The following is a 21,162-nucleotide window of genomic DNA, read 5'->3' as shown; positions in this document are numbered from 1 at the left end:
CAAGCTCACCAGCAGAAAGACGGCCGCAACCACGCAAACGCCATTCCAGCCGAATCGTCCCCAGGCCCACGTGGCAAAGAACGTCCCCAGGGCACCGCCCATAAAGTAGCTGAACATGAAGACGGAATTGTTGCGGCTCCCAGATGTGCGACTCAGCGACTGGACGATGGCTTGGTTGGAGATTTGGCCAAACTGGGTACCCAAATCGAGTAGCACAATACCGATGACCAGTCCCAGTAGCCAATGGCCGAGTAGCCAAAAGGCGACGAACGCAAGGTGGAAAACATAATGCCCATGCCGATGGTGCGTCGCGGCGAGACCCGGTCAACCAGCCGCCCAATATAAGGCGCGAACAGGACCCCGGTGATTCCCAACAGACCCATTAAGCCAGCCACGGTGCTGCCAAGCTTAAACTGATCAGCCAGGTAGAAGGCTAACGTTGACCACAAAACGTTTGAGACTCCAAACAGGGTAAAACCATTGATGGCCGAGCCCTGCAGGTGCTTCTGTTGCCGCAGTAACCGGGGCAACGACCGTAAAACCTGAGCATAGTTCAACTGCTGGTGGCCGCGCGGATCTTGTGGTAAGTACCAATGGAGTACCACTAAGAGGATCACCACGGCGATGGCCGCGACCAGGTACACACTTTGCCACGGCCAGAAGCCGGCCAACAAGCCACTCACTGACCGAGAAAGTAAAATCCCGGTGAGCAGACCACTCATGACGCTGCCCAGCACCCGACCGCCGTGTAACCCGTCCGCGAGGTAGGCGGAGAACGGGATAATCATTTGGGGGGCAACAGAGGTCACCCCGACAAGGAGCGAGGCTGCACCAAACCAAATAATGTTTGGTGCAGCGTATGCCGCTAGTAACGACACCACGGCCAGTACAAGCATGAACTGAATGAGATGATTGCGGTCAAAAATATCTCCCAGTGGCACTAGTAGCAGCAGGCCAAAAGCGTAGCCCAGTTGCGTCAGCATGGCCACCACGCCGACGGTACCACGGGTCACATTGTAGCTTTGCGCAATCAACGCCTCTAGCGGCTGAATGTAGTTGAGGTTGGCCACCACGATCCCGGTAGCAATCGCAAGCAACAACACTTGCCCCCGCGTTAGTCCCCTTTTTTCTGTCAATGTCTTTACCAATCCTTCCTGACTGACCGACAACATTGGTGTACTTTCAGCACAAATTTTCAATTTATGCCACGTACTGATAGCTTAAAGCACCTATCCCTGTTTTGCCAGGCAGCTATTTCAACATACCTTTCATCCTACCACAACATGTTGATCATACAGTGGGACTGGCCCAACTCATGGCCTTAGGGGTGACTGCGGATGCTGGTCCCGCACCGAAATTAGCATACAAAAAGACCGAATGTCAGGTGACATCCGGTCGACGTGTGGTACCTTGCTGCCGTTTACTGGACTCGGACCAGCGACCTACGCTTTACTAGAGCGTTGCTCTACCAACTGAGCTAAAACGGCAAAAACTGTTTGGTGCCCTTAAGCACAAGAAATATATTACCATACGATTCACGCCGTGTGTACCTCTTTTTGCAATTTTCTCGCATAAAAAAACCTGTTTACACTAATCATTGAGAACATAATAGCACCCTAAACGGTTTCAATAACAGCACTAATTAATATTATTGTTGGTCGTAAATGACCTTCAATCCGGCCAAATCTGCTGGCGATAAATGGGTGAGCCCCTGATCGATTGGGTACATCACGGAATTGCGACTGGTACTATGGTCGAGGCCGAGGGCGTGCCCTAGCTCGTGAATCGCGACCGACAACTTAATCGCATCGGCATAATCAACGTTCAGCCGGGCCGTACTCCGGTTAACCACTGCCGTGACTTGACCTCTACTACTGATGCGCTGCACTATTTCTGGACCACCTTTGCCCAGCTCTAACGTTCCGCCCGCGTCTGCCCCCATGCGCTTATTGTAGACGCCCAAGGTGATGCGGTTTTGCAGGTTCGTCCCCTGACCGGCCCGTAGCGACACGATTCCAGTCGCGTTATAAACCGCCACCGCCTGCGTGAAGACCCGTTGAACGGCCGCTGGGGTATCCGCTTCAAAGTGGTAATAGTACGTATTGGCTAGCTGAACACCCTGCACAATACTTTCAATGGGGGTCTGTTCGGCGTTATCGCTATTACTGCTGGCTGTGGTCGTCGCATTTCTGGTCGTGGCGCTAGCGCTGCTGCTAGTAGTCTGCGACTGGGAGCTGGAACTACTACTATTTATGCTCACGTCACTAGTGGCATCCCGCCCGATACGGTTGGCCAAGTGTTCCAACGGCGGGAACTGCACCAACACGCTCCGCAGACCACCCAAATAGCCTTTGACCTTGGCGACCATCTCCGTCCGGGAAATGTTCACCCGCGGATCGAGCTTGATCCATACCCCCGTGGCCAAAACCGCGACCGGCACCAATACCAGGGCTAACCATGACTTGCTTTTCATGATGGACCTCCTTTCCCATCCCCGCATTGACCCTGACCAGCCACCTAGTTTAAGGTGGTGGGGACGATTGTATTACTTGTACAAAAGCTGCCCACAGGTTGTTGGGCAACACCGCACACCGTTTTAAGTAACCTAAATTGTACCATGCAGTGGGGCCTGACACCCCACGCGTAAGGCAAAAATAATTTTCAGAAAGGAAACCAACTATGCAACACCCATTAGCATACCGCATGCGTCCCCGCAACCTGGACGAGGTCGTGGGGCAACAACACCTCGTCGGCCCGCACCAGATCATCCGGCGTATGGTCCAGGCGCACCGATTAACCTCAATGATTTTGTACGGACCACCCGGCACCGGTAAGACCAGTATTGCCAGCGCCATTGCTGGGGCCACAAAGTATTTCCTCCGCATGCTCAACGCCGCTACGGACACCAAAAAGGACCTGCAGATTGTCGCCGAAGAAGCCAAAATCAGCGGCACCGTCATTCTCCTCCTGGACGAGATTCACCGGCTCGACAAGTCTAAGCAAGACTTTCTCCTCCCGCACCTCGAATCCGGCCGCATCATCCTGGTGGGCGCCACTACGGAGAATCCCTACATGAGCATTTTGCCCGCCATCCGCAGCCGGGCCCAGATTTTCCAGGTCTTCCCGCTCAGCCCCGACGACATTAGTACCGCCGTCGATCGGGCCCTACACGATGAGGAGCGGGGCCTGGGCAAATACCCCGTCAACTTAACGGCAAGCGGGCGGGACTACCTTATTGCGGCCACCAACGGCGATTTGCGTAGCGCGCTCAACGCCCTCGAACTCGCTACCTTGTCGACCCCAGAAAAAGACGGCCACATCACGCTCGATGAGCAGGTCATGCACCAATCGTTGCAACAGCACGCCCTCGACGGCGACGCCAACGGGGATGCCCATTACGATCTCATTTCAGCCTTCCAGAAATCAATCCGGGGTAGCGATGTGGACGCAGCCTTGCACTACCTCGCCCGTCTCATCGTCATTGGCGACCTACCCAGCATTTTGCGGCGACTACTGGTCATTGCGTATGAAGATGTTGGGCTGGCCAACCCGCAAACTGCTAGCCGCACGCTGACCGCCATCGAGGCCGCCGAGCGTCTGGGGTTACCGGAAGGCCGCATCCCCCCTCGCTAACGCCGTCATTGACCTCTGTTTGGCACCGAAAAGTAACACCGCCATCACCGCCATCACCGCCATCGACGCTGCCATTGCGGATGTGCGGGCGGGCAAAACCGGCGCGATTCCTGACGACCTCCGTGATGCGCATTACAAAGGCGCAAAGGCCCTCGGCCACGGTGTGCATTACCAGCTGCCGCATGATTTCCCAGGTGGTTGGGTCCGTCAACAGTACCTGCCCGATAACTTACGCGGTAAGCACTACTATGAGCCCAAACAAACGGGGAAGTATGAGCAAGCTTTGACCAACGCCTGGCTCAACTCCGCAGCCTCCAACAAGGTCGCCAGTAACGCAAAAGCCCCACTACCAAAGTTGGTAGTGAGGCTTTTAATTGTTACCATCTGCCGCGAACAGGAGTCGAACCTGCACTTGGTTACCCAAACAGCGACCTGAACACTGCGCGTCTGCCAATTCCGCCATCGCGGCAACAACAGAATTTAGTATAGCAGGTCGCAAGATTTTTGCCAAGCACTTCGCCGGAAAAACTACCAGCAACTAGTCAATATTGATTTCGTGACCAGTCTGTTCCTCTTCCTTGACCTTTGGCAACGTAATACTCAATACACCATCGTTGTAGCTAGCCTTGATCTGGTCGGCGTCAACATACGGCAGGCGGTAGCTACGGGACATGCTGCCGTAACTACGCTCCTGCATCAGCAGGTTGCCATCCTTATCACTGTGGTCAGCGTCCGTGTGCTTAGTGACCTGGATGCTGAGCACGTTGTCCTGGTAGTTCAGGTGGATGTCATCCTTGTTGATTCCTGGCACATCGACCCGCGCAACGTAGCTGTTGCCCCGGTCTTCAATGTCGGTCTTCAACCCCCGTACCTGACGTGGGGCAAAGAAGTCGTCAAAGAAGTGACGGCCCAAGTTGTCAAAGAATGGGTCCGCAAACATATCATTCCGCCGCATCATTTCGTTAGCCATAAAGCATACTTCCTTTCATTAATTCTCTACATCAATCAATTGGTCCAAGTGAAACTACTGAATGTCAATTTGGTGTTGGTCAACGTCCTGCGTGACTTTCGGCAAGGTAATGGTCAGCACACCGTCCCGGTACGCGGCCTTAATCTTAGCCGCATCGACGTGAGGCAATTCAAAGTCGCGCGTCATACTCTCGGCGGAACGCTCGTGCATCAGCGTCTGACCGTGATCATCGCGCTGACTTTGCTCCGCCTGGCGGTTCACGTTGACCGTGAGCACGTTGTCCCGGTAACTCAGGTGAATGTCATCCTTATTGACCCCCGGGACATCGACCGTCGCGACGTAACGGTCATCCTGTTCCTGTATGTCAGTCCGCAAGGCGCCAACCGGCGTGGCCGTGGCCCGGGCATCCGTAAACGGCGTGAAGAACCGACGACTCAATTCATCAAAGAACGGGTCATCCAACCAGTTATCCATCTGCATTAATTCATCACTCATAGACTACATCTGCCTTTCCTAAGGGATAACCCCTTTCCTTGTTTACATAATAATGATGCCATGTTTTAGCACTCTTGTCAAGAGAGTGCTAAAACTTTTTTTTGCAGTTGTTTTACAACCAGTTTTTTTTGCGCGCCTACGCGTGTCGACTACGCATAACGGTGCTACCTAGCTCCGCAAATAGCCGCCGTCAGCTCAATTACAAATTGATAGTCATCCCCTGTTATTTATGGTTTAATTAGGCCAAGAAGAGGAGGTAACATCATGGCCACAAAATCCAATCATTGCGAACAAGATTATGCCCACAATCGCTACTACGGGGCTACTGGTCTCACCGCCATCGCGGCGTTTTTTTTGCCAACTACGTCAACTTCAAGGGCCGGTCACGCCGGAGCGAATACTGGTACATGTCTTTATGGCTGTACTTGCTAAGCATCATCCTGGTACTCGGAATGGTACTCATACTGTCAGGCTACGCCACTGGCATCCAAGGAAATGCCGCTACCGCCCTGGGGCGAACACTGGGCGTCGGTGTGGGGGTAATACTCGTCGCAATCGTCATCTACGCATTCGCCATTTTTCTACCATCACTTACGCTGCTCGTACGCCGTTATCGTGACGCGGGTTGTCCGTGGTGGGTACTGATGATTCAGTACGGTGTGATGGGCGCGGGCGCCGTAATCTGGGGCTATCCAAGTGATGCGTTTAACGCGCTCTCCATTATTAGTGGCCTCGTCACGTTGGTCATCACGCTCCTGCCCAGCCGCATCCCGGCAGGTAACTAGGACCACTGTCGGCCCCTAGTTACGGTATAATATGAAGCAATACTAGCTATTAGGGAGCGTGATCTTGTGTGGGGAACAATTTTTAATACGGCCATGATCATCGGCGGTAGTACGCTGGGGGCGGTGCTGGGACACGGTCTGCAGGCACACTACCACGACATCATGATGACCGCGATGGGCCTAGCGTCATGGCGATCGGCTCAATACTGCCCTGACCCACATGGCCAAGAGTCACTACCCCGTCTTGTTTATTGTCAGCCTAGCGGTAGGCGGTATCTTGGGTGAGTGGCTCGACCTCGACGGCCACTTCAACCGGCTACTCCAACGCCACGCGGGCCAATCCAGCCTAGGTCAGGGACTTGCGACCGGAATTCTTCTATATTGTATCGGTACCCTGTCCATCGTCGGTCCCATCGAGGCTGCGCTTCGCGGCAACATCACCATGCTGCTCACTAACGGGATGCTCGATGGGGTCACCAGTACGGTGCTGGCTAGCACCTTTGGTATCGGCATGATTCTCGCTGCCCCCGTGCTGTTCTGTTGGCAGGGCAGTATCTACTTATTGGCCTCCCTCGCACAGGCGCCATCAGTACTGCCATGATCAACGAATTATCGACTGTGGGTGGCATCCTTATCTTGGCTAGTGGCATCAGCATTCTGGGGCTAAAGCACATCAAAACACTCAACCTGCTCCCCGCCCTCGTCGTCCCCATCGTGGCAGTGGCCATTTTGCAATTATTCTAGGTACCGCAAAAACGCTGGCCGTCAGTCCCCAATGGACTGACGGCCAGCGTTTTTAATTGCGAATTATTATTACAGTTGGACACCCGCATTGTCAAAGAAGTAACGGAGCGGGTGCAAGCTGGCGGCATCAAAGTAGGCAAAGAAGTCCGCCAGGGTCTGCACTTTAGGTGCGTCGTGCTTGCTGTTAAACGCCGGATTGAAGAACTCATCCACTTGACCGTCATGGACGTTGACGATGAGGGACTCCGTAGCAAACGTCCGGTTAGCGGTGATCTTAGCATCGATGAGGAACGGCTCCCCCGCCTTGCTGGCCGCAACCGCCCGGGCAAAGGCGGGTTGCAGGTCACCCGTCTTGCGCACCGTTGCGCCCTGAATGCCCATCGCCGCGGCAATTTGGGCAAAGTCCTGGTCAGCCAGGTCAATACCACTATATTCGGCCATGTTCACATCGTCCTGCTCACCCTTGATGAAGCCAAGCACGGTATTACTCGTGACCACGTTAATAATTGGCAAATGGTACTTCTTTTCGGTGATCAGGTCCTGCATGACCATGGAGAACGCTCCGTCACCCGAGATACTGAATACCTGCCGGTCCGGGAAATCGAGCTGTGCGGCAATGGCACCGGGCAACGCGGTGCCCATCGAGGCAAACAACGCCGACATCGTCCACTTGTTCGCTGGGCTGAGGTGCAGGTAACGAATGGCGTTTATGCTGTTGTCACCCACGTCCACGGCAAAGGCTGCGTCGGGCGCCGCGACGTCGTTAATCGCTTGGTAAAGCGACTCCGCCTCAAGCGGGTCAGTGTCCCGGTGAGCACGGTCGTGGAGGTAACCCCGCCATTCGTGGCTATCAGCAATGGCTGCCTGGTAGAAGGCACTTGGTGCAGCCGGTTCACTCCGCGCTAACAATTGTTCCACAAAGCTGGTCGCGTCGGACCAAACGCCGAGGTCAACGTGGTGCCGGCGACCAAACTTAGACCGGTCAGTATCAACTTGAATAAACTTGAACGGGCGTGACTCAAAGACGACCCGGGCGAACGGAAAGTCGGCCCCCAGCGAAATGGCCAGGTCTGCCGCGCCGAAGATTTCGTTGGCCGCTTTGGCACCAAGTCGGCCCAACGCCCCCAAGTTGCCCTCATAATCAGGATCAACTTTGCCCGTCGCTAAACTGGAAGTCACCAACGGGATCTGCAGTTTCCGCGACAGCGCGACCAACTGGGGACCACCATCACGAATACCTTGACCCACATTAATAACCGGCCGTTTGGCGACTTTGATCATCGCCAGGGCCTGATCCACCTCGGCTGTGGTCGGCTGCGGCAACGGTGCGGGCTTAGCCGCAACTTCCGCGTCTGCGCTGGCATACGGCCGGTCCGGAATTTCAACCATACCGAAATCGTTGGGGATGATCACCACCGCTACTCCGCGCTGCTGGTACGCGATGCGAATGGCCTTATCCACCACGTACGGCAGACTTTCCGGAGTCATGACGGTGCGGTCATACACCGCGACGTCCCGGAAAATGGGATCCTCGTCAAACTCCTGGAAGTAGTCATAGTTCATGTTGGTGTGCGGGACCTGGCCCACGAGCGCTAAAACGGGTGCGTGATCCTCCCGCGCGTCGTACAACCCGGTCAGCAGGTTGGTCGCCCCAGGACCAGCTGACCCGAACGCTACACCAATTTTGCCGGTTAACTTAGCATCGGCTGCGGCGGCAAAGGCCCCGACCTGCTCGTGCCGAATCTGAATATAACGGATGCGCTCTTTTTCGTCGTCGAGCGCGGCATGGTGGAATTAAACGAACCACCGGGATACCCGTACACGTGGTCAACGCCCCACGCCTCTAGCACCCGTAGCATGGCAACACTCGCGCGCACAGTCTGTGTACTAGCCATAAAAAAACACGCTTCTTTCTGTATGCGATTGGGTTTGACAGCGATTACATGGATAATGTACCACGTTTATAGCTTACTTTCAATTAGTAAGTGTGCTTTTATGATCGTTAAAATCGGGTAGTTGCCCAGGTACACCAACGTTGCGGGGCTATTGTGCCCGGAGTCATACATGTTCTTTTTTTATTGCCGAGTAGCAAAAAAAGCACCCCACTACCATTACTAGTAGTGGGGTGCAAGTTGTTACCATCTGCCGCGAACAGGAGTCGAACCTGCACTTGGTTACCCAAACAGCGACCTGAACACTGCGCGTCTGCCAATTCCGCCATCGCGGCAACAACAAATATAAATATACCAACAGTTGCAACTTTTGCCAACCCTTTTGCAATTAAAAGACGCGTTTTTTTTGATCAGTAGCTACGTATCCACGCCATGAGGTCCGCCTGGCCCACCGCGGATATTTACCCACTGCGGGCGCCAAATAACATCACGTGCAGACCTTGTTGAAGTGCAGATGCGCGTTAGTGGTCCACCACCGCCAACACACTGACCCAGGGGGCGCCCATCATGTACAATAATATTTACATCCCCCGCTAGATAGCCTACACTGTCTGATAGCATCATTCACAAGGAGTTACCCATGACACAATTAAAAACTGAGCAACACCACGAGTTACACCACCGTTTAACCGCGGCGGGGCTACTCATTACCCTAGGGGTGGTTTACGGTGACATTGGGACCAGTCCCCTCTACGTAATGAAATCATTGGTTAACGAAAACGGCGGCATGAGCACGATGACCCACGATTTTCTGGTCGGTTCCGTGTCCTTGGTCTTCTGGACCCTGGCCATTGTGACGACCCTCAAGTACGTCATCATCGCCTTGCACGCGGATAACAAAGGTGAAGGTGGCATCTTTGCCCTTTTCACCCTAGTACGCCAGCGGGCCAAGTGGCTGCTCGTCCCGGCCGTGGTCGGGGGTGCAGCCTTACTCGCGGATGGCATGTTAACGCCCGCAGTGACGGTCACCACCGCCATTGAGGGGCTCAAGAATACTGCTATTAACCACCACGTCTTCATTACCCAACAAGATCAGGTAATCATCACCACCGTCATTATTATTTCGGTGCTCTTCTTCATTCAGCGCTTCGGGACCCAGTCCATTGGGCGGTTGTTTGGGCCCATCATGACGCTGTGGTTCCTGTTTCTGGGTGTAGTGGGATTGGTCAGCCTCACCAAGGATTGGTCAATGCTGGCCGCGCTCAACCCGTACTACGCCGTCAAGCTACTATTCAGTCCCGCTAATAAAGTCGGTATCCTGATTCTGGGATCGATTTTCCTGGCAACCACGGGGGCGGAGGCCCTGTACTCCGATATGGGGCACGTGGGCCGGCCCAATATTTATGGTAGTTGGCCGTTCGTCAATATCTGCCTCGTGCTCAACTACCTGGGCCAGGCCGTCTGGATCAACCAGAACCGTGCGGCCACGGCTTGGCAACACGCCACCGACCTCAACCCCTTCTTTGACATGCTCCCGGCCAGCATTCACCTCGTCGGCATTGTGCTCGCGACCCTGGCCGCCATTATTGCCAGCCAGGCACTGATCAGTGGCTCCTACACGCTGGTCGCAGAGGCTATCCGCCTGCGCTTCCTGCCGCGGTTACGCATCGTCTACCCAACCAACTTCAAGGGGCAGCTGTACATCCCCAGTGTCAACATCTTGATGTGGATCACGTGTACGGCCATTGTCTTTTACTTCCGGACCAGCGCACACATGGAGGCTGCATACGGCCTGGCCATTACCGTCACGATGTTGATGACCACCATCTTGCTCTACCAGTACTTGCGTCTGCGGCACACGCCCCGAATCTGGTCGTGGGTCATCTTCCTGTTCTTTGCCAGCATTGAAAGTATCTTCTTCATTGCCAGCGCGGCGAAGTTCCTCCATGGTGGTTACGTGACCGTAATCATCGCTCTAGCGATCCTGCTGGTCATGTTTGTGTGGCTCTACGGGGGAATCCTCCGCGATCGGAATTCCTTCACCAATCAACGGGTGTCCCTGCTAGCGTACAAAAAGATGCTTGACGCGCTCCACGCCGACACTCATTACGAGCGGTACGCGGACAACCTGGTCTACCTGACCAAAATTCACGACAACCACTTCGTCAAAAAGAACCTCATTTACTCCATCGTCGATAAACGGCCCAAACGGGCTGACGTTTACTGGTTCGTCACGGTCAACGTCACCGACGAGCCGTTCACGGCGGAGTACACGGCAGACACTTACGGCACCGACTTTATGGTCAACGTGCAGCTTTACCTCGGCTTCCGCATGCAGCAAACCGTCAACGTCTTCCTGCGGCAAATCGTGCAGGACCTGATGGCCAGCGGCGAGATCGACCGGCAGCCGCAACAATACACCACCATGCCGGGCCGCGATGTTGGTGACTGGTCCTTCGTCCTGGTACGCGAAGAATTGTCCTCGGAAACCCGGATCAACACCTTTGTCAAAACCATCATCCAGGCCCGCCTGCTATTGCAGCGGATCACCGTTAGTCCAGCCCGCTGGTTTGGCCTTGAATACGCGGACGTGGTGGAAGAGCACGTGCCGTTAGTACTAGGTAAGGTGCGGGCCGCCCGCCTTAAGCGGGTCCACACGCAACCAAGTGCCCAAGAAGAAAATCAATAAGCAACGCAAAAAGCCATCGTGGCGCATCCCCTAGAATAACTGGGCGGACGTGCCACGATGGCTTTTTTTATCGGTGATTGCGAATAACGGGACCACCAGTATGATGAAACAATAATTACTTCATGTGTAGCAACCGGCGAATTCCGGCCACGCGGCTACCCAAAACCATATCGGCTAAGTGCGTCTTCAGTACGAGGTACCCGTAGACACCGCCGCCCAGCATCAAGCTACCACTAGCTCCGCTACGGCACCAGGCTTGCTGACGGCGGGAATAAAGTGGTTTAGGAAGAACACGGCTAAACGCACAACCGCAAACATTATCGCCCCGAATAGCAACATTCCCGACACGCGCCGCGAAGTTTGGAACACTTTGAACCGGTAGTACTGCCACAACTTCCGTAACATCAGCACGGAGTTGACGCCCAACCCCGCCATGGAAGCGAGCATTGGCCCGTACGCACCGAACCACGCTGAAAATGGGTATTGTAACACCACTTTGACCACGATTCCCACTAACATCAGAACGATGGCCAACCAGTTACGAAACACCCCTTGCAGTAAAGCCGCCAGAACGGTGTACAGCCCCAGTGCCACCGCCAGAAGGGAGGACACCTCCAGCATGAGGATTCCCGTCACGTTGTAGCCGTAAAACACGACGTACAGCGGCTGGGCAATAGCCATCATCCCCAGGGAGGCGGGAATCATGACGATGCTGAACAGCTGAATGGCGTTGGTCATCTGGTGACTCACATCGCGCATCTCGTGGCGCGTAACCGCCGCCGACAACAGCGGAATTACGGTAATACCTAAGGCCGACGCCAACGACACCACGATCATGATCAACTTGTTGGCGTTACCCGCATACAGGGCGTATAAATCGTTCATGTGGTTGACAGACCAGTGAAACAGGTGGCCCCACATCGGCTTGTAGGTGTACTGGTCAATGATGTAATACCAGTTAATGGCCGAATCCATGATGATGAACGGCACCGCTTGGCGCGCGATGTCCATCAACAGCTGGTTGACCGAGACGTCAATCTGGTTGGCTGATTGCTCCATCTGCGCGTGAATTCGCGGCCACCGTCGAATAAAGATGGCTACCAGCATCAAGATTCCGGCCAGAGCCCCAACAAACGCGGCAAAGGTGGAGTGGGTCACCGCCAGCACGTAGTCCCCGTTCCCCATCTTCATGATGAAAAACACCGATGCCAACATGTAAATAACCCGGACAAACTGTTCGACCAGCTGGGAGATCGCACTGGGAGCATGTCGCTGACCCCCTGGAAGTAACCCCGCATGATACTCAACACGGGAATGACCAGGATGGCCCACGCCAGGGAGTGGAAGACCGGCACCATGCGACTGTCCCCTGCGGCTAACAGCGGGGCAGCCAACCAGAGCACCGCGGCTGAAATGACGCCAAGGATTCCGGTCGCAATCATGCCATGCCACCACAACCGAATTGAGGTGGCATACTCGTTCATGGCGTCGTAATGCGCAATTTGCTTGGCCACGGCACTGGGGATCCCCGCCGTCGAAATAATGATAAAGACCCCATAAATTTGGTAACCCTTAGTAAACAAACCGTTGGCGGTCAACGCTGCTGACCCCAGCCAGGCCCACCACGGGATGATGTAAATGGCCCCCAGCACCCGGGAAAAGATGCTACCAATCGTCATCCACGCGGAACCGCGGAGCATCTTGGCCTGACTCGAGGTCGTGGTCTGCGTTTCTTTTGCGTTCATTAAAAATCCTCTTTATTCGTAGTTAACATAGTAATTCTAGTTGAATCGCACCATGACTGCAATTTACGGCTGCATCTTTAACCAGATTATCAGGTTTTTAACGGGGCCACTAGCCCACCATGAACCCAGTAAGGCCCCCGCCACAATGGCAGGGGCCCTAACGTGACTGGCAAACTAACCAACCACAATGTTGACAATCTTATTTGGTACCACGATGACCTTACGAACGGTTTTGCCCGCGATGAACTTCTGGACGTTAGCCAGTGCCAACGCATCCTGTTGCAACTGGTCCTTGTCCGTGTCCTTAGCCGCATCCAGCTGGCCCCGCAGTTTACCGTTGACCTGGACGGCCACCGTGACCGTGTCGGCCACCAACGCACTTTCATCGTACGTTGCCAAGCCGCGTAGGTAATGGTGTCGTCGTTGCCCAGGATCTGCCAAATCTCTTCCATGAGGTGTGGCGCTACCGGTGCCAGCAACTTGACGAAGCCCTCCACGTATTCGTACGGCAGGTCATCCACCTTGTTAGCCTCGTTGATGAAGACCATCATCTGCGCAATGGCGGTGTTGAACTTGAGGTCCGCAAAGTCGTCGGTGACCTTCTTGACGGTCTGGTTGTAAACCTTGGTCAGGCGACCGTCGTTAATGGTCGTGATCCGGTCACGCATCTTGCCGTTCTCATCAACGAAGGTACGGTAAACCCGCTCCAGGAACTTGTGGGCACCAGCTAACCCCTTGGTGCTCCAAGCAATACCGGCATCCAGTGGGCCCATGAACATTTCGTACAAGCGCAAAGTGTCGGCCCCATACTGGTCCACAACGTCATCCGGGTTGACCACATTGCCCTTAGATTTACTCATCTTTTCGTGGTTGTCGCCCAGAATCATCCCCTGGTTGAACAGCTTCTGGAATGGTTCCTTGGTTGGAACCACCCCCAGATCATAGAGGAAGAGGTTCCAGAAACGGGCGTACAGTAGGTGCAGTACGGCGTGTTCGGCCCCGCCAATGTACAGGTCAACGTTCATCCAGTACTTCAGCTTGTCCGGGTCGGCTAGCAACCGGCCGTTGCGAGGATCAATGTACCGCAGGAAGTACCAGGATGAACCGGCCCACTGCGGCATGGTGTTCGTCTCGCGCTTGCCCTTGCGGCCATTCTTATCGACACGTTGACCCAATCAGTCAGGTTAGCTAGTGGTCCCTCCGTCGAACCAGTCGGCTCAATGTTGGCGTCTTCTGGCAGTACCAGGGGCAATTCTTCTTCGGGAACCAGCGTGGTCTCGCCATCCTCCCAATGAATAATTGGAATCGGTTCACCCCAGTAACGCTGACGGGAGAAGACCCAGTCACGGAGCTTGTAGTTGACCTTCTTGGCCCCCACCTTGTGTTCCGTGAGCCAATCGATCATGGCGTCAATCGCCGTGGCTTTGTCCATCCCGTTCAAGAAGTCACTGTTAATGTGCACGCCGTCTTCAGTGTAGGCAGCTTCATCAACGTTGCCACCCTCAATAACGGGCTTGATGGGGAGGTCAAACTTCTTGGCAAACTCCCAGTCACGCTCATCGTGGGCCGGAACAGCATGATGGCCCCCGTGCCGTAACTAGCAAGCACGTAATCCCCAATCCAGATCGGCAACTTAGCGCCGTTAACCGGGTTGATGGCGTAGGCACCGGTGAACACACCGGTCTTATCCTTGTTCAGGTCGGTCCGGTCGAGGTCAGACTTGCTGGCCGCTTCCTTAATGTAGGCGTTGACTGCATCACGTTGTTCTGGCGTGGTGATTTCCTGCACCAGATCCTTCTCGGGTGCCAGGACGGTGTAGGTCGCCCCAAAGAGGGTGTCCGGACGTGTCGTGAAGACTTCAAAGGTCTTATCGGCGCCGGCTACCTGGAAGTTAACGCTGGCCCCAACTGAACGGCCGATCCAATTACGCTGCATTTGCTTGATGGATTCCGGCCAGTCGAGGTCGTCCAAGCCGTCCAGCAACTTGTCGGCATACGCCGTGATTTTCAGCATCCACTGCCGCATAGGCTTGCGTTCAACCGGGAAGCCGCCGCGTTCAGTCTTACCGTCGATGACCTCTTCGTTGGCTACCACGGTCCCTAAATCAGGACTCCAGTTGACTGGTACTTCGGCTTCATAGGCTAACCCACGCCGGTACATCTGTTCGAAAATCCACTGCGTCCACTTGTAGTACGATGGGTCGGTCGTGTTGATTTCCCGGTCCCAGTCGTAGGAAAAACCAAGGCTTTGAATCTGCCGCTTAAAATTGGCAATGTTTGCCGCCGTAAACTCCTTAGGTGGGTTCCCCGTCTTCAAAGCGTACTGTTCTGCTGGCAACCCAAAGGCATCCCAGCCCATGGGGTGCAAAACGTTGAACCCTTGCATCCGCTTCATGCGGGCAATAATATCAGTGGCCGTGTATCCTTCGGGATGACCCACGTGCAAGCCCTGTCCGGATGGGTAAGGGAACATGTCCAAAACGTAATACTTCGGCTTCTTGGGATCCTTACCCGTCTTAAACGTGTCGTGTTCACGCCAATACTTTTGCCACTTTTTTTTCAATTGCTGCATGGTCAAATGCTGCCATTTCGTGTTGCCCCCTGTGTGTTTTATGCCCCTGAACGCAAAAAGTCGCCCTAAACAAGTTAGGACGACTTTGAGCCGCGGTACCACCTAAGTTCCGGAAATTCCCGGCGCTTGTCTGGATAACGGCAGCCCGGTCGGCCCTACTGACATTGTTCAGGCCGGCAACCAAGGAAGTCAGTTCACGGATGGGTCACGGACGACTTCCAACGACCGCCGCCTTTCTGGACGCAACCCATACGCTAATAATCTTCCCTACGTTTAGTATTATTGTGTTAAGAATAGCAAAATCCCCCCGACCAAGCAAGCATTTCGGCAGCACTATGCTAAACTAACGGTATTTATTTTGCGGAGGAAGGTCATCATGCGCATTCATCGCTGGCTAATAGCCACCATCTTAATGACCGCAATGCTCGCCATCGCGGTCGCCATCACCACGAACCAACCGTACCTCCACCAGTTTGACACCTGGGGGCTGCACCTCGCCGGGCAAACCACCACTACACGGACGAACTGGGCGCGCACCATCACCAACTGGGGGTCGCCAGTGGGATGGTGATCACGGCCATCGTTTTGGCCCTCTGGATGTTGTGGCGGCGCCGGCCAACGTGGGCGGCGACATTGGCAAGCGCGGTACTGGCAACGGCCATTTTGAACCGGCTGGTCAAAGCGTGGTGGTCCGGCCGCGCCCCTTTGTTGCTGACCCCCAACTGCACGCCCTCGCGCACGCCAGTGGTTGGAGTTTTCCCAGCGGCCACGCAAGTGCGAGTGCCGCCCTCGTGATTATCATGCTCATGTACATCTGGCGGTGGCACCGGCGCCCAGCAACCCGGACACTGGCGGCAATCATCGGGGTATTGTACCTGGCAACCATCGTTTGGACCCGCGTGTACCTGCACGTCCACTTTGCCAGCGACGTCCTCGCCGGGGTGTTGGAAGGCGTGGCGGTCGCCATCATTGCCCGGGAAATAATGCGTGGCTTACAGCAACGATACCGCCGCCACCTTATGCACGGCGGCGTTGGTGGCCCAGCAGGTTAGCGGCTAACGCCAGTACCACCACGACGGCACAGGTCAAGTACACCGTGTGCAGCGCGCTAAAGAGCACTCCGCGCAGTGGCGGAATCACCTCGGCCGACAATTCGTGCACCGTTTGTGAGTTGACCAGCTTGTTCATCATGTTGGTGTCCAAACCACGATGACCAGCTACCCCGGCGCTGATCCGCCCATTAAAGATGATGCCGTAAATTGAAATCATCAGCGTCTGTCCCAGCGTGCGGCTGAGCGTGTTGAAACTGGTCGCCATCCCGATTTGGTCAGGGCCAACCACGTTTTGGGACTCCACCGTCGTGCTGGTAATAATAATACCAAAGCCAAAGCCGAGCACAGCCGACACGCCCAGAAAGATTGGGTACACCGTATGAATGCTCAGGCAAAGTACCGCGGCAATACCGACCAACACGTCGACCAGCGCAATGCCGAGCACCCGGGTGACGCGCATCCGCGGCAACATCTTACCCGCTACAAATGAGCCACGACCCATAAAATACTGCTGGGAGTGACGGCAAAGCCACCAAAAGTGGCACTCATGCCCAAAATTCCCTGCATCCACATCGGAATGTAGACTTCGTGGCCCATTACCACGCCAGAAATTAGGGCCGCAATGATGTTTTGGGAGATAAACGTCCGGGAACGGAATAGTTGCAAACTAATTACCGGGTCGGCCGCCACGTGTTCTGCGGCGATAAACCGCCACACGCTCAGCCCAGCGCCGACAAGCAGCACTAGGGCGTACCACGTGCCGTGGCTGATTTGTAACAGCTCACAGGCACCCAATACACAGACCAACACGAGCGCTAACCACCAAATGCCGCGAATGTCCAAACTGGACGAACTCGTCCGCGGCTTTTCGTATAGGAACACCGCCGTGAGCCCCATCGTGATGAGCCCGATTGGCACGTTAATAATGAAAACCCAGTGCCAGGACAATTGGTCAACAATCAACCCACCTAGTAAGGGTGCAACAACGGCCGCAATGCCCCAGGCAGAACTGTTCAGGCCCAGCACTTGGGCCCGTTTCGCCAGCGAATACATATCGGCAATAATCGTGTAGGTGACCGGCATGATGGCACCAGCCCCCACACCCTGAATCGCCCGCGCAATAATCAGCATAATCATTGATTGGGATAACCCACTAAAAAGTGAGCCCACGACAAAGATGCCCAGTCCCACTAACAGCACCGGTTTGCGGCCGCGCATATCGGCCAGCTTACCGTAGACGGGCGTCGCAATGGCACTGGTAAGCAGGTACACCGCAATGACCCAATTCATCAACCGGACGCCGTGTAACGACCCGACGATTGTCGGCATGGCGGTACTGACAATGGTACCTTCGATTGCCGCCATGAATGTTGCTATAAATACCGTCACGGTCATAACCGGAACGTTAGTACGCTGTGAATGCATGTTTAATCCCTCAACTATCATTTAATCAAATTTGTTCGTGCTACTGGTGAAGCACTGGATTTAGGTTGGTTGGCGCGGCGCCTCTGAATAGCAGCGAGTACGCCTACTGGGCTATTACTTTGCTCGACCTGGCAGCCAAGTGGTATCGGGCCTCAGTCTCTCGGCTCTGCTGACGCGGAGCCTCCGAGTAGCAGCGAGTACGCCCACTGGGGCTATTACTTTGCTCGGCCTGGCGGCCAAGTGGTATCGGGCCTCAATCTCTCGGGCTAGCTCCGCGAGCCCTCCGAGTGGCAGGCCCTAAGCGCTGAAAGCGCTAAGGGCCTACGCAAAAACGGGGGCGACAAATAAATGTCCCCCCGCCAATCGATCACCTTACTGTAAGTACTTCTTCAACGCATCTACTTGTCCAAGTGTTCCCAAGGTAAATCGATGTCCGTGCGGCCAAAGTGACCATATGCCGCCGTCTGTTCGTATATTGGCCGCTTCAAATCCAACATCTGGATAATCCCGGCTGGACGCAGATCGAAATTGTTCCGAATTGCTTCCACAATTTTGCTTTCAGGAATCTTGTTTGTACCAAAGGTGTTGACCGAAATCGACACCGGCTTGGCCACCCCAATTGCATAAGCTAACTGCACTTCCAAAGTGCTGGCCAACCCCGCTGCAACCAAGTTTTTCGCGATGTACCGTGCCGCATAACTAGCGGACCGGTCCACCTTAGTGGCATCCTTACCGGAGAAGGCACCACCACCGTGGCGAGCAAAACTACCGTACGTATCGACAATAATTTTGCGCCCAGTCAGACCAGCGTCCGCCGCGGGGCCACCCAAAACAAAGCGGCCTGTCGGGTTCACGTAAATCTTGGTTTGATCATCAAGTAAGTTTGCCGGAATGACCGCGCGAATTACCTGCTCTTCGACGTCAGCCCGAATCTGGGCTAACGTGGCATCCGGATCGTGCTGCGTTGACACCACCACAGTGTCCACACGCAACGGTTTGCCGTCCTCACCGTATTCAACGGTCACCTGAGCCTTAGCATCCGGCCGCAAGTACTTGATGACACCTTCGTGACGCAACGCGGCAATTTTACGCATTAAACCGTGAGCCAAAACCGCTGGTAGCGGCATGTACTCAGGAGTTTCATCAATGGCGTAACCAAACATCATCCCCTGATCACCGGCACCAATTTGGTCCAGCGGGTCAGCATCGCCTTCACGTTCCTCCAGCGATTCGTTCACACCCTGCGCAATGTCAGGTGACTGTTCATCCAATGCTACCAATACGGCCACAGAGTCCGGATCAAAGCCGCTCTCGCGGGTGTAGCCAATACGACGGATCGTGTCCCGGACAACGCCCTGGATGTCAACGTATGCATTGGTTGAAACTTCCCCAAATACGAGCACCAAACCGGTGGTCACGCTGGTTTCTACCGCGGCTCGGGCGTCCGGGTCCTTGGTCAACAGCGCATCGAGAATGGCATCACTGATTTGGTCAGCAATTTTATCCGGGTGCCCCTCAGAAACGGACTCGGATGTAAATAAACGTTTTTCCGACATAAAAATTTTCCCCCTAAAAGTTTTCGGTTACAAGGCAAACCCACGCCTGTGGCCCTATCGGGAATTCTTTGCAACAATCTATCCTACCATATAACGGTGGCCCGCCACAAAGTTTTTGCCTACCACGTAGTTTTCAGGTAGCATAAAGAATGAATGAAAGAAGGTAGAACCATGCCATCAGCACGAGATCGAATTCTATCCACAATCACCCTGGCCGGACTGGCCATTACCTACCCCATCCTCGCCGGTGGCACGGGCGGCTTTGTCTGGTCGTTCCAGCTAGTCGCACTAGTGATCGTCGCCTGCCTACTGGCGGCTATCCAGCTCGACTGGCACGCTGGGTGGATGGCACTTATCGGCATTGTTCCCGCCGTGGTGGGTGCATTTGACCAGTGGCTCCTCTTGCCGTTAACGTTAGCCTTGCTGGCCGTAAGTTACATTATTAGCACCCAGGCAATGCTACATGAAATTCGGACCACGCTACTGCTCATTCTGGCCGGCTTTGCTCAAATTATGTTGACCATGGCCGATACACACGTACTGCAGTCTTCCTACTTGCTGGCATTGGTACTCATGCTCACCCCGTTTATTATCGGGGTGTGGTCGGAATACTTACCGATGTGGGCAATCAGCCTCGTCGTATTTGCACTTTGTATTGCCGGCTTTATCATGCAGCAACTGACCATTATCGTTGTGGTCGCAATCATGGTGCTGTCGCTCGCCCCACTGCGGCGTCGGCGTGACTGGTGGTCTGCCTACTGGTTAGGCGCAGCGTGGCTGACCAGTATTCTCATGACGGTCTCCTTTATCCACGGTTAAACCACAAGCACTAGTACTCCATCAAAATTAATTACGCGCCCCGCAGCTGGAGCGGCCGTGAGGTCAACAGTTGCGGGGCGCTTTTTGGCCATGTTATTGGTGTTGAAACTCAGTTAGCATGCACACAACGTTACAAATAATTGGCCATTGTCTAGCCCCACTTTGGCACTAATGGTAAGTAGTCATCCCCACATAGTGACACAGCGGATTCAATCGACCTTAGACGTTGGGGGAGGTGCGGTTGGACCCCGATTACCGGTATGTAGTACCTCAAACGCTTTATTGTCCATCTAGAACTTTTCAAAGAAACGCAACCAATATGTTGGATCCCACTTCCTCTGTAAATTGTCGGCGCGTATGGCCGCGGCCGTGGCTACGATAATACCAAAAAAAGCGTGAAACCCACGTCATACTGGCCGCACCAGAATAATCAGCTAGTTTAACTAATATATCTAGGGGGGGACGCTCGCAGCAAAGACAGATTTGGCACTAATCCTACCCCTCCCTGAAAATCATTTTTATTGCACTCTGGGCACAAAAAAAAGCACCGCCAGTAGCGATGCCTCAATGAACCTGTGAAACTCATGAATCACTACGGAGAGTAAGGGATTCGAACCCTTGATACAGGCAAAACCCGTATACATGCTTTCCAAGCATGCTCCTTCAGCCACTCGGACAACTCTCCAAGGCTAAAACAATAAAAAAACTCCGGTTGTCGGACTCGGACCGACGACACCCTGATTAACAGTCAGGCGCTCTACCAACTGAGCTAAACCGGAATAATAT

At 54.5% G+C, this 21,162-nt stretch carries 14 protein-coding genes, 5 tRNA genes, 4 pseudogenes, 1 riboswitch and 1 other annotated feature; of the genes and pseudogenes, 7 read left to right on the top strand and 16 right to left on the bottom strand.

Annotated elements, in window-relative coordinates; genetic code table 11:
- Window positions 1-152: 152 nt before the first annotated feature.
- From JCM13996_RS00100 to JCM13996_RS00090, 3 genes are all read right to left on the bottom strand, one after another.
- Window positions 153-1,097 carry an MFS transporter gene (locus tag JCM13996_RS00100; protein WP_162205143.1) on the bottom strand — a complete coding sequence of 315 codons (945 nt, stop codon included), beginning with the start codon at window positions 1,095-1,097 and terminating at the stop codon, window positions 153-155.
- A gap of 317 nt (window positions 1,098-1,414) precedes the next feature.
- A tRNA-Thr gene (locus JCM13996_RS00095) sits at window positions 1,415-1,487 on the bottom strand.
- A gap of 161 nt (window positions 1,488-1,648) precedes the next feature.
- Window positions 1,649-2,473 (bottom strand): matrixin family metalloprotease, encoded by an 825-nt coding sequence (locus JCM13996_RS00090; protein WP_225353382.1) that lies wholly within the window; start codon window positions 2,471-2,473, stop codon window positions 1,649-1,651.
- A gap of 206 nt (window positions 2,474-2,679) precedes the next feature.
- Here JCM13996_RS00090 and JCM13996_RS00085 point away from each other — a divergent pair.
- Window positions 2,680-3,966, top strand: a pseudogene (locus tag JCM13996_RS00085) (replication-associated recombination protein A).
- 52 nt (window positions 3,967-4,018) lie between these two features.
- On the opposite strand, the gene JCM13996_RS00080 reads toward JCM13996_RS00085, so the two are convergent.
- From JCM13996_RS00080 to JCM13996_RS00070, 3 genes are all read right to left on the bottom strand, one after another.
- Window positions 4,019-4,102, bottom strand: a tRNA-Leu gene (locus JCM13996_RS00080).
- A gap of 69 nt (window positions 4,103-4,171) precedes the next feature.
- Complete coding sequence (locus tag JCM13996_RS00075) at window positions 4,172-4,603, bottom strand: Hsp20/alpha crystallin family protein (RefSeq protein ID WP_054749136.1); 432 nt, start codon at window positions 4,601-4,603, stop codon at window positions 4,172-4,174.
- 54 nt (window positions 4,604-4,657) lie between these two features.
- Window positions 4,658-5,098: an Hsp20/alpha crystallin family protein gene (locus JCM13996_RS00070; protein WP_054749135.1), complete on the bottom strand. Its 441-nt coding sequence runs from the start codon at window positions 5,096-5,098 to the stop codon at window positions 4,658-4,660.
- Between the two features lie 284 nt (window positions 5,099-5,382).
- Between JCM13996_RS00070 and JCM13996_RS10230 the strand changes: the two genes are divergently transcribed.
- Together JCM13996_RS10230 and JCM13996_RS00065 are read left to right on the top strand one after the other, a co-directional pair.
- Window positions 5,383-5,883: a DUF805 domain-containing protein gene (locus JCM13996_RS10230; RefSeq protein ID WP_162205142.1), complete on the top strand. Its 501-nt coding sequence runs from the start codon at window positions 5,383-5,385 to the stop codon at window positions 5,881-5,883.
- A gap of 66 nt (window positions 5,884-5,949) precedes the next feature.
- Window positions 5,950-6,627, top strand: a pseudogene (locus JCM13996_RS00065) (DUF554 domain-containing protein).
- Between the two features lie 69 nt (window positions 6,628-6,696).
- Here the strand turns inward: JCM13996_RS00065 and spxB are convergent.
- Window positions 6,697-8,522, bottom strand: a pseudogene (gene spxB / locus JCM13996_RS00060) (pyruvate oxidase).
- A 248-nt stretch (window positions 8,523-8,770) separates the two neighbouring features.
- Window positions 8,771-8,854 (bottom strand) — tRNA-Leu (locus tag JCM13996_RS00055).
- Window positions 8,855-9,159: 305 nt separating this feature from the next.
- On the opposite strand from JCM13996_RS00055, the gene JCM13996_RS00050 reads away from it, so the two are divergent.
- Complete coding sequence (locus JCM13996_RS00050) at window positions 9,160-11,208, top strand: KUP/HAK/KT family potassium transporter (RefSeq protein ID WP_054749134.1); 2,049 nt, start codon at window positions 9,160-9,162, stop codon at window positions 11,206-11,208.
- Between the two features lie 222 nt (window positions 11,209-11,430).
- On the opposite strand, the gene JCM13996_RS11295 is transcribed toward JCM13996_RS00050, so the two are convergent.
- The 3 genes and pseudogenes from JCM13996_RS11295 to leuS all read right to left on the bottom strand — a co-directional run bounded on the left by JCM13996_RS11295 (window position 11,431) and on the right by leuS (window position 15,540).
- Window positions 11,431-12,399: an MATE family efflux transporter gene (locus JCM13996_RS11295; protein WP_225353380.1), complete on the bottom strand. Its 969-nt coding sequence runs from the start codon at window positions 12,397-12,399 to the stop codon at window positions 11,431-11,433.
- Entirely contained in the window at window positions 12,396-12,953 is a 558-nt protein-coding gene (locus tag JCM13996_RS11290; protein WP_225353379.1) for an oligosaccharide flippase family protein, read from the bottom strand. The genes JCM13996_RS11295 and JCM13996_RS11290 overlap by 4 nt, the downstream gene beginning before the upstream one ends.
- Before the next feature lie 174 nt (window positions 12,954-13,127).
- Window positions 13,128-15,540 (bottom strand): annotated as a pseudogene (gene leuS, locus JCM13996_RS00040) (leucine--tRNA ligase).
- Window positions 15,541-15,596: 56 nt separating this feature from the next.
- Window positions 15,597-15,803 (bottom strand) — a binding site (T-box leader).
- A 97-nt stretch (window positions 15,804-15,900) separates the two neighbouring features.
- On the opposite strand from leuS, the gene JCM13996_RS11065 reads away from it, so the two are divergent.
- Window positions 15,901-16,095, top strand: a complete 195-nt coding sequence (locus JCM13996_RS11065; protein WP_054749133.1) for a hypothetical protein — start codon at window positions 15,901-15,903, stop codon at window positions 16,093-16,095.
- A 49-nt stretch (window positions 16,096-16,144) separates the two neighbouring features.
- Window positions 16,145-16,576: a phosphatase PAP2 family protein gene (locus tag JCM13996_RS00030; protein WP_162205141.1), complete on the top strand. Its 432-nt coding sequence runs from the start codon at window positions 16,145-16,147 to the stop codon at window positions 16,574-16,576.
- Here the strand turns inward: JCM13996_RS00030 and JCM13996_RS12650 are convergent.
- The 3 genes from JCM13996_RS12650 to metK form a co-directional block, all read right to left on the bottom strand.
- Entirely contained in the window at window positions 16,542-17,078 is a 537-nt protein-coding gene (locus tag JCM13996_RS12650) for an MFS transporter (protein WP_369395673.1), read from the bottom strand. The genes JCM13996_RS00030 and JCM13996_RS12650 overlap by 35 nt on opposite strands.
- Window positions 17,057-18,001, bottom strand: a complete 945-nt coding sequence (locus JCM13996_RS12645) for an MFS transporter (protein WP_369395672.1) — start codon at window positions 17,999-18,001, stop codon at window positions 17,057-17,059. The genes JCM13996_RS12650 and JCM13996_RS12645 overlap by 22 nt, the downstream gene beginning before the upstream one ends.
- Before the next feature lie 398 nt (window positions 18,002-18,399).
- Entirely contained in the window at window positions 18,400-19,557 is a 1,158-nt protein-coding gene (metK, locus tag JCM13996_RS00020; protein ID WP_054749131.1) for a methionine adenosyltransferase, read from the bottom strand.
- A riboswitch (SMK box riboswitch) is annotated at window positions 19,555-19,636 on the bottom strand. It overlaps the preceding gene by 3 nt.
- Before the next feature lie 92 nt (window positions 19,637-19,728).
- On the opposite strand from metK, the gene JCM13996_RS00015 reads away from it, so the two are divergent.
- Window positions 19,729-20,376, top strand: a complete 648-nt coding sequence (locus JCM13996_RS00015; protein WP_054749130.1) for a hypothetical protein — start codon at window positions 19,729-19,731, stop codon at window positions 20,374-20,376.
- 595 nt (window positions 20,377-20,971) lie between these two features.
- Here the strand turns inward: JCM13996_RS00015 and JCM13996_RS00010 are convergent.
- Both JCM13996_RS00010 and JCM13996_RS00005 read right to left on the bottom strand, forming a co-directional pair.
- A tRNA-Ser gene (locus JCM13996_RS00010) sits at window positions 20,972-21,061 on the bottom strand.
- Between the two features lie 21 nt (window positions 21,062-21,082).
- A tRNA-Asn gene (locus JCM13996_RS00005) sits at window positions 21,083-21,155 on the bottom strand.
- Window positions 21,156-21,162: the final 7 nt, after the last annotated feature.

Origin of the sequence: Lacticaseibacillus thailandensis DSM 22698 = JCM 13996 (assembly GCF_001312865.1) — a bacterium.
Taxonomy (GTDB): domain Bacteria; phylum Bacillota; class Bacilli; order Lactobacillales; family Lactobacillaceae; genus Lacticaseibacillus; species Lacticaseibacillus thailandensis.
The sequence above is the reverse complement of the archived record's forward strand: the minus strand, read 5'-3'. Positions and strand labels throughout refer to the sequence as shown.